The sequence below is a fragment of the Rathayibacter sp. AY2B5 genome, assembly GCF_002931645.1.
GTDB lineage: Bacteria > Actinomycetota > Actinomycetes > Actinomycetales > Microbacteriaceae > Rathayibacter.
Map to the genome: position 1 here is coordinate 161,870 of NZ_PSUE01000005.1, position 14,383 is coordinate 176,252.

Consider the following 14,383-nt stretch of genomic DNA (forward strand, 5'->3'; position numbering starts at 1 on the left):
GCTCGGGTACGCGACACGCCGGAGCGGGCGTACCGGAGCGGCATCCCGCAGAGGAGGAGGAGGGAGGGGGCGCGGGTCAGGAGCCGAGGGCCGCGAAGCGCTCGATGTCGCTGGGGGTGCCGCTGACCACGATGAGGTCGTGGTTCGAGACGACGGTCTGCTCGGTCGCGTAGGTGAAGGGCTTGCCCGGGCTCTTGACGCCGACGACGGTCACGCGGTGCTTGCGGCGCACGCCCGACTCCGTGAGCGTCAGCCCCCGGATCGGCTTGGGCGGGTACATCTTCGCGAGCACGAAGTCGTCGTCGAACTCGATGAAGTCGAGCATGCGGCCCGAGACCAGGTGCGCGACGCGCTCGCCCGCCTCCGCCTCGGGGTAGATCACGTGGTTCGCGCCGATCCGCTCGAGGATCTTGCCGTGCGAGCGCGAGATCGCCTTCGCCCAGATCTGCGGGATCTTGAGGTCGACGAGGTTCGCAGTGATCAGCACGGACGCCTCGATGGAGGAGCCGACCGCGACGACGGCGACCTGGAAGTCCTGCGCGCCGATCTGCGCGAGGGCGTCGAGCGAGCGGGCGTCGGCCTGCACCGCGTGGGTGACCCGCTCCGACCACTTCTGCACGAGACCGGCGTCGGCGTCGATGGCGAGGACCTCGCGGTCGAGGCGGTCGAGCTGGCCGGCCGTGGCGGCTCCGAAGCGCCCGAGGCCGATCACCAGCACCGGGGCGTCGTACCTGATGCGGTCAACCAACGATGGGCCTCTCTTCCGGTCGTCTGAACAACTGCCTCCGCTGGCTCGCGGCGAGCGCGGCGGCGAGAGTCACGGTACCAACGCGGCCCATGAACATCGTCAGCGCCAGGATGTAGACCCCGGACGGCGGCAGCTCCGCGGTGAGCCCCGTCGAGAGCCCGGAGGTCGCGAAGGCCGAGATCACGTCGAAGAGCACGTGGTCGAGCGAGGCCTTGGTGATGTGCAGGATCAGGACGCTCGACACGGCGACCGTCGTCGCGCCCCACAGCACGACCGAGACGGCCAGGCGCAGGACGTCGTTCGGGATCCGGCGGCCGAAGGCCTCCATGTCGTTGTTGCCGCGGGCCTCGGCGAAGGCGGCCAGGAAGAGGATCGCGAGGGTCGTGACCTTGATCCCGCCGGCCGTGGAGGCCGATCCTCCGCCGATGAACATCAGCATGTCCGTCACGAGCAGGCTCGAGCCGTTGAGGTCGGGGACCGAGATCGTCGAGAAGCCGCCCGACCGCGTCATCGTCGAGAGGAAGAAGGACTGGAAGACGGTGTCTCCCGCATCGAGGCTGCCGAAGGTCCTCGGATTGTCGAACTCGAGCACGATGTAGAGGACGGCCCCGGCGACGAGCAGGATCACGGAGGTGACCAGCGTCAGCTTCACGTGCACCGACCACTTGCGCGGGCGCCGCCAGCCGCGGGAGAAGGCGTAGATGACGGGGAAGCCGATCGAGCCGAGGAAGACGCCGAGCATCAGGATGCCGAGGAACCAGTAGTCGTCCTCGAACGGGGTGAGTCCCGCGGCGTTCGGGGCGAAGCCGGTGTTCGTGAACGCCATCGCGGAGTAGTAGAAGGAGTGCCAGACGGCCTCGCCGATCGGGATCCCGTCGATCAGCATCCGCGGGAACAGCAGGAGCGCGACGATGATCTCGATCGCGGCGGCGCTGATCGCGACGGTGGCGAGCAGCCCGCCGATCTCGCCCAGGCGCACGGCCTGGCCCTCGGCGACGGGGCCGGAGTGGATCCGCAGCGGGTTCGAGTCGCTGGCGACCATGAGCTTCGCCCGGAGCCCGAGGCGGCGCGAGATCGCCAGGCCCATGATCGAGGCGAGCGTCAGCACTCCCAGAGCGCCGATGTTCACGCCGACGAAGATGATCGAGTGGCCGAACGCCGACCAGTGCGTCGCCATGTCGACCGTCGCGAGGCCGGTCACGCAGATCACCGACATCGCGGTGAAGAAGGCGTCGTGCAGCGGAGTGACGGTGCCCGTGGTGCTCGACACCGGCAGCGAGAACAGCAGGGTGAACACGAGCACGAGCGCCGAGAAGATGAGGATCGCGAAGCGGGACGGCGAGCGTCCGGCGAAGTCGTCGATGAGGTCGCGGGCCCGCTCGAAACCCGACCAGGGGGAGACGGGCGAGACGCCCACGGGGCTGCGGAACTGCTGCCGAACCACCACGGCGGATCCTCCACTCGATCGCGGCCATGCTACCCGCTCGGTGCCGGGCTCCCGGGGCGCTGACTAGCCTGGGCGCATGGCTGACATCTTCGGGGTGATCGCGGACGGGACCCGCCGGGACATCCTCGCCCTGCTGCTCGAGCAGCGGCGGGACGGCTCGGCCGAGGGCATGAGCGTGTCGCGGATCGTGGCGCGCCTCGAGCTGAGCCAGCCGACCGTCTCCAAGCACCTCAAGGTGCTGCGCGAGACCGGCCTCGTCACGGTGCGCGAGAGCGGACAGCACCGCTTCTACGCGCTCGAGTACGCGCCGCTGGCGGAGGTCGAGGACTGGCTGCTGCCCTTCCTCGCCGAGGACGAGGCGGCCGGCGCCCTGCTCGACGCTCCGACCGCGGCCCGGGCGGAGTCGCTGGGCCGGGCGCTCGCCGAGCGCACCCACCAGGTCAGCACCGTGGTGCAGGACATCCAGCGGGGCGTCAGCGAGGGAGCGACGAAGGTCGCGGAGGCGCTGCGCATCCGCAAGTGAGGGGCGCCGAGGAGCCGGAAACGGTGGAGCCCCGGGTCGTGTAAGCTCGCGGGAGCCAGTTTTTCGTAAGCGGCCGCCCGTCGGGCGGTCGACCCCCTGAACGTTGTGAGGTCTTCGTGGGTTCTGTCATCAAGAAGCGTCGCAAGCGTATGGCGAAGAAGAAGCACCGCAAGCTGCTTCGCAAGACTCGCCACCAGCGTCGCAACAAGAAGTAGGCTCGCGCCTCTTCCCACTCGAGCGTCCGCCCTTCCGGGGTCGGGCGCTCGTCTGCGTTCACGGATCATCCCGGCGGCGCTCGCCGTCTCGGCGCCCGTCGCCGGGGCCGCCGTACACTGACCGCATGGTGGACGTGGAGCTGACGCTCGTGGGCAAGCCGGGCTGTCATCTCTGCGACGACGCGCGGACCGTGGTCGAGCAGGTGGTCGCCGATCTGGGCGGCGAGGCGTCGGTCGCCGTCTCGGAGGTGTCGATCCTCGACGATCCCGAGCTGCACGAGCGCTTCGTCGAGGAGATCCCGGTGGTGCTGATCGACGGGCGCGTGCACACCTTCTGGCGGGTCGATCCCGCGCGGCTCCGGCGGGCCCTCCTCGATCGCGGGTGAGCTTCGACCGGGCCGTCCGGACGGAAGCACGACCGCGACGTCCCTCTGACGGGGGACGGGACGGCTCGCGAAAGCTCGCCTCTCGCCCTTACCCTCGTGAGGGGGGAGTGCGCTCCTCCGTGCGCGGACGCAGATCGTCGCCCGTGGAGGAAGGAACCGCCATGCCGTCATCCCGCCGACTCGCCCTGCCCGCCGCCGCTCTCGCGGCGCTCGTGCTCGGCCTGGCCCTCCCCGGAGCGGCCGTCGCGGCACCCTCCGCCTCGACGGTCTCGACCACGGTCGAGCAGCCGGCCGCGACGACCATCCCCGGCGTGCCGGAGGATCCCGAGCAGCCGGGCGACGGCGGCTCCGACCCCGTTCCCGGCGTCCCCGAGGAGCCGTCCGTTCCCGGAGTGCCCGAGGAGCCGGCAGAACCCGAGCAGCCCGCGCCCGTCGACCCCGCGCCCGTCGACCCCGCGCCCGTGGACCCCGCGCCGGTCGATCCGGCACCGGTCGACCCCGCGCCCCAGCAGCCGAGCCAGCCCTCCACCGGCGGCGGATCCACCGGCGGCGGCTCGACCGGCGGCGGCTCGACCGGCGGCGGCTCGACCGGCGGCGGCCAGCAGGGCGGCTCCGGCGGCGGTCAGCCCTCCACCGGCGGCGGATCGTCCTCCGGCGGCTCCGGCTCCGGCGGCGGCACCACCGGCGGAGCGACGTCCGGCGGCACCTCCGGCGGCGGCACCACAACCGGCACCACCACGTCCGGCAGCGCCGGCTCCTCCGGTGCGGGCGCCGTCACTCCGGCGGCGTCGGCCCCCGGACGCACCGAGCTCGGCACCTCGACCGAGGGCGCGAAGCCGGCGGCCGGTGCCGCGACCGCGGACGTCTTCCTCACCCGCGAGCTCGCCGTGCAGCCGGAGGCGCTCACCGTCGAGCTCGCCCGCTTCTACGGCGTCGGCTTCTCGTACACCGGCTTCGCCAGCGGCGAGGCCGTCTCCGCGGTCCTCCGCGACCCGAACGGCACCAAGACCCCGCTGACCCTCGAGGCGGGCAGCGGCACCGCGACCGTGCCGACCGCGCTGATCACCAAGTCGGGCGCCTTCACGGTCGACCTCACGGGCGACCAGGGCTCCGCCGCCAAGGTCGTCTTCCGGCTCGCGCCCTCCACCGGCAACGGCCTCCTGCTCGAGCCGCGCGAGCTCGGCGACGGCAGCACCGAGGCGCCCCGCGGCGCCGTCTGGGGCTTCGACGCCGACGAGGAGGTCGCCGTGGGCGCCTTCGAGACCTCCGGGTCCCGCGCCGACCTGGCCGCCGGCGACGTCGCCGTGCAGTCCGACTCCATCGGCTGGGCCGAGCTGGCGCTGGGCGACGCGGTCATCGCCAACCCCGACCCCTCCGTCTACTGCGTCGTCGCCTTCGGCCGCGAGTCGCACCGCACGGCAGCTGTGACCGTCTCCTACCGTGACAGCGACACCACGGCCGCACCGTGGGAGGCGCAGCAGGTCTGCGGCACCGCGATCAGCGCCGCGCGCACCGCCTTCCTCAGCACGGCCGCCTCGGCGGGACCGGCCGGCATCACGCCGACCACCGCGCTGATGATCGGCGGCGGCGCGGTCGCCGCGTCGCTCGTCGCCTGCGCGGCCGTCCTGGTCGTGATGCGCCGCCGGCGCATGAACACGGACCTCTTCATCGGCGGACCGCTGCCGCGCACGCAGAGCGACTGACGCGTCCGGAGGACGAGGGAAGGTCCGCGGGACGCGATCCCGCGGGCCTTCCCTCGTCCTCTCCCGGCGCTCAGCCGGCCGCGGTGAAGCGGAGGAGGATCGTCCGCGCCTCCGGCCGCAGCTGGAAGTCGGGCCACACGTCCGGACCGCACGCGCGGGAGCCCAGGCCGTGCTGGGCGGCGTCGATCACGAGGACCGCGCGCTCCGACTCCGGCAGCTCGTGCGGGTGCGCGGCTGCCGTGATCTCCTGCGGCGTGTGCCGCGCCAGGGTGAAGCCGGGGAGGCGCCCGTGCAGGTCGCGCGCGGCTTCGATGCGGAGCCGGGGCGAGCCCGCCTCCGTCAGCGTCAGCTCGCGCACGCTGCTGCGGTGACCGCTCTCCTGCGGGCGGGCGTACGGAGTCGTCAGCCGGTCCATGTCCGCCGTGAAGCGCCCCACCCGCGCGGCCCGGAGGCTGTCGGGGTAGGACTCGAGCGGGCCGGTGCCGAACCACTCCGCGCCGTCGATCGACGCGGGCATGTCGATCCGGATGCCCAGCCGCGGCCAGACGGAGTCCCAGCCCCGGGTCGGCACGAGGTCGACGCGGAGGACCGTGCTCTCCCCGTCGACGCTCCAGCGCTCCTCCATCAGGAGTCCCGCATCGAGGTCCGCGGCCGAGAAGCGGGTCACGCGGCGGAGCCCGGCGGAGGCGTCCACCTCCTGCACGCGGCCGACCAGGCGGTCGAGTCCGGCCTCGCGCCAGCGGGCGGCGGAGGAGGGGGCCGGCATCCCGCGGCCGTCGCCGTCGTACGGGTCGCCGGTGACGTAGCCGGGGAAGCCCGCGCCCTCGTCGTTGTCGGTCGGGGCGCGCCAGAGCTCGGCGCGCGGTCCGTCGACGGGCAGGCCGGCGAGGGAGGCGAGCCGGCCGTCGCGGAACCGCGCGACTCCGAGCGCGCCGCCCTCGAGGGGCGGAGCGGCGCGGACGGCGCGGGTCCACGCGGGCACCGCCGACGGCACGGCGAGGAGGTGCTGACCGGTGGAGAGCACGTGGCCCTCCTCCGCCCAGGCGGTCGAGGCGTCGAGGACCGCGTCGACGGTGAGCCAGGTCTCGCCGCCGGGACGCACCTCGAGCGGGGGGAGCTCGACGTGCACGGCGTCGCCGGCCGCGATGACCGGGGCGTCGAGCACTCCCTCCGCGGTGACCCGCCCGTCCCGCTCGACCCGCCACGCGAAGCGCAGATCGGCGGTGGAGGCGTCGTGCCGGCGGTTCTCGATGACGACGCCGTCGCCGCGGACCGTGAGGCGCACCGGAGCGACGATCTGCTTCCACTCGAACAGGCCCGGGCTGGGCGTGCCGTCGGAGAGCACCATGCCGTCCATCACGAAGTTGCCGTCGTGCACCACCTCGCCGAAGTCGCCGCCGTACGCGTAGTACTCGACGCCCTCCGGCGTGCGCGCCCGCAGGCCGTGGTCGCGCCACTCCCAGACGAAGCCGCCGTGCAGCCGCGGGAAGCGGTCGACGAGGTCCTCGTACTGGTCGATCGCTCCCGGGCCGTTGCCCATCGCGTGCACGTACTCGCAGAGCAGGAAGGGCTTGGAGCGCTGCCGAGCGGATTCGCCAGGGGAGCAGCCGAGCAGCGGAGTGAGCGAGCCGTCGGTGCCGATCCGCTCGGTCTCGGGGATCGAGGAGTACATCCGCGAGTACACGTCGGTGTACGCGCCGGTGTAGTCGCCCTCGTAGTGGACGGGGCGCTCGGGGTCGCGGCCGTGCACCCAGGCGGACATCGCGGCGAGGTTCGCGCCGGTGCCCGCCTCGTTGCCGAGGGACCAGAGCACGATGCTCGGGTGGTTCTTGTCGCGCTCGACGGTCCGCTCGATGCGGTCGAGGTAGGCCTCGCGCCAGGCGGGGTCGTCGCTGGGGTTGCCCGCCCAGCCGACCCGCTCGAAGCCGTGGGTCTCGAGATCGCACTCGAGGACCACCCAGAAGCCGAGCTCGTCGGCGAGGTCGAGCAGACGGGGATGCGGCGGGTAGTGGCTGGTGCGGATGGCGTTCACGTTGAAGCGCTTCATCATCGCGAGGTCCTCGCGGGCGGAGTCCTCGTCGAACGCTCGACCGCGGTCGGGGTGCGTCTCGTGGCGGTTGACTCCGTGGAAGACGACGCGCTCGCCGTTGACCAGGAAGCGGTCGCCGCGGATCTCGACCGTGCGGAAGCCGAGCCGCAGCGAGACCGTCTCGCCGGCTGAGGCGAGCGTCGCGTCGTAGAGGCGCGGAGCCTCCGCCGACCACGGCTCGACCTCGGGCACCTCGATCGCGGCGATCTCCTCCGCCGAGGCCCAGACCGTCTCGATCCCGAGCCCGGGCACGCGCAGCGTCAGCGGGAACGCGTCGGCCGCGGCGGTCACCTCCGCCTCGATGCGGCCCGCGCCGCCGGCGAAGGAGGAGCGCAGCCACACGTCCTCGATCCCGCCGACGGGGCGCGCGAGCAGGTGCACCGAGCGGAAGATCCCCGGCAGCCACCACTGGTCCTGGTCCTCCACGTAGCTCGAGGCCGACCACTGGTGCACGCGGACCACGACGAGGTTCTCGCCCGGGCGGACGACGCCGGTGACGTCGAACTCCTGCGCGAGCCGGCTGCCGGAGCCGATCCCGATCTCGACGCCGTTGACCCAGACGCGGTAGCGGGACTCGACCCCGTCGAAGCGCAGGACGACCGCCTCGGCGGAGTCCCACTCCTCCGGAACCACGACAGTGCGGCGGTAGTCGCCCGTCGGGTTCGCGTCCGGCACGAACGGCGGCTCGGTCGGGAACGGGAACTGCACGTTCGTGTAGGCCGGCAGTCCGTAGCGCCCGTCGCCCTGCAGCACCCAGTGCGAGGGCACCGGCATCAGATCCCAGCCGGAGTCGTCGAACGACTCGTCCCCGACGGCGTCCACGCCCTCGCCCTCCGGCAGCACGCCGGCGCCGCCCGGGGTCCCCGGAGCGGCGGGGAGCAGGCGGAAGCGCCACTCCCCGTCCAGCGGGAGCGCCGGGGCGTCGGTGTGCAGCCACGAGCGGGGGGCCCGGCGGCGGCCGGAGCCCGGCCCGGTGTCCGTCAGGTAGTGGGAGGTCGTCGGGGGAGTCGTCACTTCACGGAGCCTTCCGTCAGGCCGCCGCGCCAGAAGCGCTGCAGCACGATCATGGCGATGGCGAGCGGGATGATCGACAGCAGGACGCCGCCGGTCGTCAGCTCGTAGAACTCGGGCAGGCGGTCGACCTGTCCGAGCCAGTTGTTCAGTCCCAGTGTGATCGGGAACAGGTTCGTGTCCGAGAGCATCACCAGGGGCAGGAAGTAGTTGTTCCAGATCCCGACCAGCTGGAAGAGGAACACGGTGACCAGCGCGGGAGTCAGGATGCGCAGCCCGAGCGTGTGGAAGATCCGCAGCTCCCCGGCGCCGTCGATGCGCGCCGCCTCGATGATCGCGGTGTCCACGGTCGCCTGAGCGTAGATCCGGCAGAGGAACAGCCCGAACGGCGAGACGAGCGAGGGGATCAGCACGCTCCAGTAGGTGTTCGCGATGCCCATCTGGCTGAAGAGCAGGAACAGCGGCAGAGCGGTCGCGGTGCCCGGCACCAGGACGCCCGCGAGGATCGTCCCGAACACGAGCCTGCTGCCGCGGAACTCGTACTTGGCCAGCGCGTAGCCGCCCGCCGCGGCGAGGTAGGTCGCGAGCAGGGCGCCCACTCCGGCGTAGAGGACGGAGTTGAGGAACCAGCGGACGAAGATGCCGTCGCCGTAGGTCAGCACCTGCGTCAGGTTGTCCCAGAGCGCGAACGTCGGGGCGAACCAGAAGCCGTAGGTGGCGAAGAGGTCCTCGGTCGTCTTGGTCGCCGCGACGACGACCCAGTAGACGGGGATGAGGAAGTAGACCGCCACGACGACGAGGATCGCGGTGACGATGATGGTCGAGGCGCGGTTGCGGCCGGCCGAGCGGTCGGGCCCGCGTCCGGCCTTCACGGGGCGGTCGGCGGTGACGACTCCGGTGGTCGTGGTCGGCGGGGTCTCGGTGCGGCTCATGACGACCTCCTGTTCGAGATCGAGAGGAACGTGAAGGAGAGCAGGAACGCGACCAGCGCGATCAGGACGGCCTGGGCGGCGGCGACGTTGTAGTCGTTGTAGGCGAAGGCCGTGGTGTACGCGCTGAGGTTCGGCGTGTACTGGCTGTCGATCGCCGGAGCGACCGTCTTCAGCACCTGCGCCTCGGCGAACAGCTGGAGCGTTCCGATGATCGAGAAGATCGTCGTCAGCACCAGCGCGGGGCGGATGAGCGGCAGCTGGATGCTGCGGGCGACGCGCCAGGTGGAGGCGCCGTCGACCTTCGCCGCCTCGTAGAGCTCGACCGGGATCGCCTTCAGCTGGGCGACGATGATCAGCATGTTGTAGCCGGTGTAGCTCCAGAGCGAGATGTTCGCGATCGACCAGAGCACCGTGTCCGCACCGAGGAAGTCGGGCTGGAGCCCGACCACGTTCGCCGCGTCGATGAGCGGGCTGAGGCCGGGCACGTAGAGGAACGACCACAGGATCGTCGCGATCACTCCGGGCACTCCGTAGGGGAGGAAGTAGGCCGCCCGGAAGAAGCCGGGGAACTTCGCCGACGCCGACTCGAGCATCAGCGCGAGGACGGTGCAGAGGGCGATCATCACCGGCACCTGGACGATGCCGAAGAGGAACATCCGCCCGATGGAGGCGATGAAGTTGCCGTCGGCGAGGGCCTGCGCGTAGTTGTCGAAGCCCGCGAACCCGCTGGTGACCCCGGCCTCGCCGAAGAGGCCGGAGCGCGTCACCTTCGTGAAGCTGGAGCCGACGGCGACGACGATCGGGACGATGAACGTGAGGACGAACAGGGCCAGGAAGGGGCCGAGGAGGATCCACGGGGCGCGGGCGACCGCGCGGCTGCGCCGGGGCGCGCCCGGCGTCCGCGTGGTGGCCGCGACCGCGGCGGCGGCGGGGGAGGTCGTGGTGGTCATGCGGAGGCCCTCCTGATGCTCAGGCCCTTGTTCTCGAAGACCGTGATGATCTGCTGCTCCGCCTCGGCGACCGCGTCCACGAGCGAGAGCCCGGACGCCTTCTTCCGGAAGCCGTCGCTGAGGATGTTGAAGGACTGCTGCGTGACGGGCCACCAGGACCAGTCCGGGTTCTGCTCCTTCGATGCGGGCACGAGGACGTCCTCGTTGTAGTTCTGCCCGCTGAAGAAGTCGCTCGGACCCTTGCGGGCCGTGCCGATCTCGCCGACCGCGGGAGACCAGCCGATGCCGCTGTTGGCGATCATCGCGTCGATGCCCTCCTGCGTGGTGGTCATCCAGACGGCGAACTCGATCGCCTCCTCCGGGTGCTTGCTGCTCGAGAACACCGCCGCGGTCGATCCGCCGAGGAAGCTCGAGCCGAAGCCGGTGTCGCCCCAGACGGGCATGGGAGCCGCGCGCCACTTGCCCGCGCCTCCGCTGACCCCCTCGATCAGGGCGTCGCCCCAGCTGCCGGTGGCGCAGGAGGCGATGCCGCCCTTCGCCGCGGCAGCGAACCACGCGGGGGAGTAGGCGCCGTAGCCGGTCTGCACCAGGTCCTGGTCGATGGCCGTGTCGAAGAAGGAGGCGACGCGCGTCGTGGCGTCGTCGGTCATGTCGATGACCCAGCCGTCCTCCTCCGGGCGCAGCCACTGCGCGCCGGCCTGCGTCGCGAACGCGGCGAAGACCGAGGCGTCGGCAAGCGGGAAGCAGTCGATGTAGGAGCCGGCTCCGCGCAGCTCCGTCGCCACCGCAGCCCAGTCGTCCCAGGTCGTCGGCGGCTCCGCACCCACCTTCCCGAACACCTCGGGCTGGTAGAAGAGCGCCATCGGGCCGCTGTCCTGCGGGATGCCGTAGACGCCGCCGGTGTAGCTGACCTGGCCCCAGAGGGTGGGGTCGTACAGGTCGCGGTACTGCTCGACGCCGTACCGGGTGAGGTCGACCAGGCCGTTGACGAGCATGAACTCGGGGACGGAGCGGATCTCGACCTGGCCGAGGTCCGGCCCGCCGCCCGCGGCGAGGGCCGAGTAGAGCTTCTGGTAGCCGCCCGCGTTGCCGCCGGGGATCCAGACGGCCTCGACCTGGATCTCGGGGTGCGAGGCGTTCCAGACGTCGCAGACCTTCTGCAGGTCCTTCAGCCAGCCCCAGTACTGCAGGCGGACCGGGCCGGTGGCCGGGGCGATCGTCGGCGCCGTGTTGACCGAGACGGTGCCCGGTGTCGCGCAGGCCGTCAGGCTCCCGAGTGCCGCGGTGCCGAGACCGGCGGCGATGAGCTGTCTCCGGGTGAACGGATGCATCTTCCCTCACTTCGTCGTGGTGGAGAGCCGGGGAGTCTCACCCGGCGATGATCGGGACGCTACCACGAATTCGAGTAGGTACTCGAAATTGGCGGCACTGCTCCTCCGCCGCCGCTACGCTGGCCGTTCGAGGGGCACGGCGAGGCGCCTCCAGTGCTGAGGAGGGGTCGATGGCGGAGGCGACGAGGCGACGCGGCCCGTACGCGAAGTCGGCCGAGCGCCGCCGCGCCATCATCGAGGCCGCCCACCAGGTCTTCGCCGCGCGGGGCTACGCCCGCGGCTCCCTCCAGGAGGTCGCCGACCGCGTCGGGCTCAGCCAGACGAGCCTCCTGCACTACTTCCCGTCGAAGACCGACCTGCTCTTCGCGGTCCTCGAGCACCGCGACCTGATCACGGGCGACGGTTCCTCGCCGCCGGACCCGGAGGAGGGGCTGGTCGCCGGCATCCTGCGGCAGACCCGCTACAACGAGACGGCGCCCGGAGTGATCGAGCTGTACGCCGTGCTCTGCGGCGAGTCGACGACGCAGGAGCACCCGGGGCGCGACTTCTTCGCCGCGCGGTTCCGCCGCCTCCGCAGCGAGTACGCGGCCGAGCTGCGCGAGCTCCAGGCCGCCGGGCGCCTGCGCGAGGGGTCCGATCCGGAGCGGGTGGCGGCGTCGATCATCGCGCTCTGGGACGGCGTGCAGCTGCAGTGGCTGCTCGAGCGCGACGCGGTGGACATGGTGGCGTGCCTGGCCGACTACCTCGACCTCGTGGTGCTGCCGGCTCCCTAGCCGCTGGCGCGAGGGAACCCCGGCCCGTCGAGGGGACCCGCCGTCCGCGGCGGTCTCGATGGTCCGGGGTTCCCGCGACCGTGGTGCGCGCCTAGGGCAGCAGGCGGGTCGGGCCGCGGAACAGGTAGGTGACCTCGCGGAGGTTCGCCTGGTTCAGCATCAGCATGATCACGCGCGAGAGGCCCATGCCGAAGCCGCCGTGCGGCGGGACGCCGTAGCGGAAGAAGTCGAGGTAGAACTCGAGCTCCTCCGGGTCGAGGCCCTTCTCGCGGGCCTGCTCGACGAGGACGTCGACGCGGTGCTCGCGCTGCGCTCCGGTCGAGATCTCGACGCCGTTGTAGATGAGGTCGTAGCTGTTGGTGATCGTCCCGTCGCCCTCGCGGCGCATGTGGTAGAACGGCCGGATGCTCGACGCGTAGTCGGTGAGGAACACGAAGTCGTGCCCGAACTCCTCCTGCACGTAGGCCGCGATGCGGCGCTCGCCCTCGGGGTCCATGTCGTCGTCGGCGCGGGGCACCTCGTAGCCGCGCTCGGCGACGATGCGCTTGGCCTCGGCGAGCGGGATGCGCGGGAACGGCGTGGTCGGGACGGTCAGGTCGATGTCGAAGAGCGCCTTGACCTCGGCGCCGTGCTTCTCGACGACGGCGGTGAGGCCGGCGACCATCAGCTGCTCGTGCAGCTCCATGACGTCCTCGTGCGAGTCGATCCAGGAGACCTCGGCGTCGACGCTCGTGAACTCGGTCGCGTGACGCGAGGTGAAGCTGGGGTCGGCGCGGAAGGCGGGGCCGACCTCGAAGACCTTGCCGAAGCCGGCGGGCTGCGCCATCTGCTTGAAGAACTGGGGGCTCTGCGCCAGGTAGGCCTTCGTCTCGAAGTACTCGACCTCGAAGAGCTCGGCCCGCGACTCCGAGGCGCTCGCCATGAGCTTCGGGGTGTGGATCTCGATGAAGTCGTGCTCGATCCAGTACGTGCGCAGCGCGTGCTCGAACGTGGTCTGCACACGGGCGATGAGGTTCTGCTCGGGACGGCGCAGGTCGAGGAAGCGCCAGTCCATGCGCTTGTCGATGCCGGAGTCGGGCGCGATCGGCGCCTCCGGGATCGACGCGGCGACGACCTCGAGCGTCTCGAGCTTGACCTCGATGCCGCCGAGCTTCACGCGCTCGTCGTGCTTGAGCGCGCCGGTGACGGTGATGAAGGAGCCCTGGGCGAGGCCGGAGATCTCCTCGGTGATCGCGAGGCGCGCAGCCGACGCGTCGTCGCCCTCGACGGCCTCGCGCACGGCCGGGTTCACCAGCTGCACGGCACCCGACTCGTCGCGCAGGACGACGAACTGCACCTTCTTCTGGTCGCGCACGGTCTCGACCCAGCCGGACACGCGGACGGGTCCGTCCTCGAGCGCGGCGAGCTTCTTGACAGTGGTTCGGGGGAGGCGGGTCTCGTCGGTCACGGTAGGGGAGTCTACTCGGGGGCCGCCGGGCGGCGACGGGTAGCGTCGGAGCATGAGCACCGCACTGATCACCGGCGCGTCCTCCGGCATCGGCCTCGCGTTCGCCCGGGCGTTCGCGCGCCGCGGCTGGAGCCTCGTCCTCGTCGCCCGCAGCGAGCAGCGCCTCCAGGAGGCGGCGGCCGGACTGCGCGGCCTCGGCGCCGCGGCGGTCGAGGTCCTGCCCGCGGACCTCGGCGACCGAGAGCAGGTCGAGCGCGTGCGCGCGCGGCTCGTCGATCCGGCCCGACCGGTCCGCGTCCTCGTCAACAACGCCGGCTTCGGGATCGACGGGACCTTCGCCGAGCCGGACGTCGCCGCTCTGGACCACGCCTTCGAGGTGATGGTGCGCTCGGTCGCCGTGCTCTCGGGTGCGGCGGCCGAGGCGATGACCACCCGCGGCCGCGGCGCGATCCTCACGGTCTCGAGCGTCGCGGGCTTCGTGCACCTCGGCCCCTACTCCGCGGTGAAGGCGTGGGCGACCGCCTTCGCGCAGTCGCTGGCCGTCGAGCTGCGCGGCACCGGCGTCCGCTCGGCCGCGCTCTGCCCGGGCTGGGTGCGCACCGAGTTCCACGAGCGGGCGGCGATGGACACCTCCTCCATCCCCTCCTTCCTCTGGCTCGATGCGGACGCAGTGGTGGAGGAGTTCCTCCGCGACGTCGCGCGCGGCTCCGTCGTCTCGGTGCCGTCGGTGCGCTTCGGAGTCCCGATGGCCGTGGTACGGCACCTGCCCGGACCGCTCGTGCGGCGGCTGTCGGCGGCGGTCTCGGCGCGGCGCTGAGGCTCCGCTCA

Annotated in this window: 13 protein-coding genes; 6 read left to right on the plus strand and 7 right to left on the minus strand. The window is 71.9% G+C overall.

Annotated elements, in window-relative coordinates; all coding sequences use genetic code 11:
* Nucleotides 1-76: 76 nt before the first annotated feature.
* Both C5C30_RS05625 and C5C30_RS05630 read right to left on the minus strand, forming a co-directional pair.
* On the minus strand, nucleotides 77-748 hold the full coding sequence (locus tag C5C30_RS05625) for a TrkA family potassium uptake protein (RefSeq protein WP_068255410.1): 672 nt from the start codon (nucleotides 746-748) through the stop codon (nucleotides 77-79).
* Entirely contained in the window at nucleotides 741-2,111 is a 1,371-nt protein-coding gene (locus C5C30_RS05630) for a TrkH family potassium uptake protein (protein WP_244229642.1), read from the minus strand. The genes C5C30_RS05625 and C5C30_RS05630 overlap by 8 nt, the downstream gene beginning before the upstream one ends.
* Before the next feature lie 160 nt (nucleotides 2,112-2,271).
* On the opposite strand from C5C30_RS05630, the gene C5C30_RS05635 reads away from it, so the two are divergent.
* The 4 genes from C5C30_RS05635 (at nucleotide 2,272) to C5C30_RS17605 (ending at nucleotide 5,022) form a co-directional block, all read left to right on the plus strand.
* A complete protein-coding gene (locus C5C30_RS05635; protein WP_104224854.1) occupies nucleotides 2,272-2,718 on the plus strand; it encodes a helix-turn-helix transcriptional regulator in 447 nt (148 codons plus the stop codon).
* A gap of 116 nt (nucleotides 2,719-2,834) precedes the next feature.
* The gene (locus tag C5C30_RS05640; RefSeq protein ID WP_003792170.1) at nucleotides 2,835-2,933 is read left to right on the plus strand and encodes a 30S ribosomal protein bS22; all 99 of its coding nucleotides are present in this window, start codon (nucleotides 2,835-2,837) and stop codon (nucleotides 2,931-2,933) included.
* A 125-nt stretch (nucleotides 2,934-3,058) separates the two neighbouring features.
* Nucleotides 3,059-3,319: a glutaredoxin family protein gene (locus C5C30_RS05645; protein ID WP_104224855.1), complete on the plus strand. Its 261-nt coding sequence runs from the start codon at nucleotides 3,059-3,061 to the stop codon at nucleotides 3,317-3,319.
* 161 nt (nucleotides 3,320-3,480) lie between these two features.
* Nucleotides 3,481-5,022, plus strand: a complete 1,542-nt coding sequence (locus C5C30_RS17605) for a hypothetical protein (RefSeq protein ID WP_181131465.1) — start codon at nucleotides 3,481-3,483, stop codon at nucleotides 5,020-5,022.
* A gap of 70 nt (nucleotides 5,023-5,092) precedes the next feature.
* Here the strand turns inward: C5C30_RS17605 and C5C30_RS05660 are convergent, their stop codons facing one another.
* Genes C5C30_RS05660 through C5C30_RS05675 form a run of 4 tightly spaced genes read right to left on the minus strand, consistent with a single transcriptional unit; the run spans nucleotide 5,093 to nucleotide 11,335 of the window.
* Nucleotides 5,093-8,125, minus strand: a complete 3,033-nt coding sequence (locus C5C30_RS05660) for a glycoside hydrolase family 2 TIM barrel-domain containing protein (protein WP_219814156.1) — start codon at nucleotides 8,123-8,125, stop codon at nucleotides 5,093-5,095.
* Complete coding sequence (locus tag C5C30_RS05665; RefSeq protein ID WP_104225919.1) at nucleotides 8,122-9,054, minus strand: carbohydrate ABC transporter permease; 933 nt, start codon at nucleotides 9,052-9,054, stop codon at nucleotides 8,122-8,124. Before C5C30_RS05665 ends, C5C30_RS05660 begins: the two co-directional genes overlap by 4 nt.
* The gene (locus C5C30_RS05670; protein WP_104225918.1) at nucleotides 9,051-10,004 is read right to left on the minus strand and encodes a carbohydrate ABC transporter permease; all 954 of its coding nucleotides are present in this window, start codon (nucleotides 10,002-10,004) and stop codon (nucleotides 9,051-9,053) included. The genes C5C30_RS05665 and C5C30_RS05670 overlap by 4 nt, the downstream gene beginning before the upstream one ends.
* Complete coding sequence (locus C5C30_RS05675; protein ID WP_104224859.1) at nucleotides 10,001-11,335, minus strand: ABC transporter substrate-binding protein; 1,335 nt, start codon at nucleotides 11,333-11,335, stop codon at nucleotides 10,001-10,003. Before C5C30_RS05675 ends, C5C30_RS05670 begins: the two co-directional genes overlap by 4 nt.
* A 170-nt stretch (nucleotides 11,336-11,505) precedes the next feature.
* Here C5C30_RS05675 and C5C30_RS05680 point away from each other — a divergent pair, with 170 nt between their 5' ends.
* A complete protein-coding gene (locus C5C30_RS05680) occupies nucleotides 11,506-12,108 on the plus strand; it encodes a TetR/AcrR family transcriptional regulator (protein ID WP_258059745.1) in 603 nt (200 codons plus the stop codon).
* A 91-nt stretch (nucleotides 12,109-12,199) separates the two neighbouring features.
* Here C5C30_RS05680 and aspS read toward each other — a convergent pair whose 3' ends face one another.
* Nucleotides 12,200-13,555, minus strand: coding sequence for an aspartate--tRNA(Asn) ligase (aspS, locus tag C5C30_RS05685; RefSeq protein WP_244229585.1), 1,356 nt, complete (start codon nucleotides 13,553-13,555; stop codon nucleotides 12,200-12,202).
* A 52-nt stretch (nucleotides 13,556-13,607) separates the two neighbouring features.
* Here aspS and C5C30_RS05690 point away from each other — a divergent pair, with 52 nt between their 5' ends.
* On the plus strand, nucleotides 13,608-14,372 hold the full coding sequence (locus tag C5C30_RS05690; protein ID WP_104333337.1) for an SDR family oxidoreductase: 765 nt from the start codon (nucleotides 13,608-13,610) through the stop codon (nucleotides 14,370-14,372).
* Nucleotides 14,373-14,383: the final 11 nt, after the last annotated feature.

Coding starts and splice junctions, on each gene's coding strand:
- C5C30_RS05635 (WP_104224854.1), top strand. CDS start 2,272: ATGGCTGACATCTTCGGGGTGATCGCGGACGGGACCCGCCGGGACATC.
- C5C30_RS05645 (WP_104224855.1), top strand. CDS start 3,059: ATGGTGGACGTGGAGCTGACGCTCGTGGGCAAGCCGGGCTGTCATCTC.
- C5C30_RS17605 (WP_181131465.1), top strand. CDS start 3,481: ATGCCGTCATCCCGCCGACTCGCCCTGCCCGCCGCCGCTCTCGCGGCG.
- C5C30_RS05665 (WP_104225919.1), bottom strand. CDS start 9,054: ATGAGCCGCACCGAGACCCCGCCGACCACGACCACCGGAGTCGTCACC.
- C5C30_RS05670 (WP_104225918.1), bottom strand. CDS start 10,004: ATGACCACCACGACCTCCCCCGCCGCCGCCGCGGTCGCGGCCACCACG.
- C5C30_RS05675 (WP_104224859.1), bottom strand. CDS start 11,335: ATGCATCCGTTCACCCGGAGACAGCTCATCGCCGCCGGTCTCGGCACC.
- C5C30_RS05680 (WP_258059745.1), top strand. CDS start 11,506: ATGGCGGAGGCGACGAGGCGACGCGGCCCGTACGCGAAGTCGGCCGAG.
- C5C30_RS05690 (WP_104333337.1), top strand. CDS start 13,608: ATGAGCACCGCACTGATCACCGGCGCGTCCTCCGGCATCGGCCTCGCG.